A 272-nucleotide genomic window follows, 5' to 3' on the forward strand; every position below is an offset into this window, starting at 1 on the left:
GGTGGAGCTGAGCGGGATCGAACCGCTGACCCCCTGCTTGCAAAGCAGGTGCTCTCCCAGCTGAGCTACAGCCCCAATCTCTTGGGAACAGCCCGAACTGACAAGATCAGTCAAAGCCCGTTCATCAACACCATTTTCCGCAAAACCCATCCAGCAGGTCAAATCCGTCACCGCGTCCAACATCCACTAAAAAGCGAATGGTGGGCCTGGGAAGACTTGAACTTCCGACCCCACGCTTATCAAGCGTGTGCTCTAACCAACTGAGCTACAGG

At 55.1% G+C, this 272-nt stretch carries 1 tRNA gene; it reads right to left on the reverse strand.

Annotation, left to right across the window (positions count from 1 at the left end):
- Positions 1 to 2: 2 nt before the first annotated feature.
- A tRNA-Ala gene (locus JZX87_RS31135) sits at positions 3 to 75 on the reverse strand.
- Positions 76 to 272 lie beyond the last annotated feature (197 nt).

This window comes from Agrobacterium sp. Ap1 (assembly GCF_017313375.1).
Classification (GTDB): domain Bacteria; phylum Pseudomonadota; class Alphaproteobacteria; order Rhizobiales; family Rhizobiaceae; genus Neorhizobium; species Neorhizobium cellulosilyticum.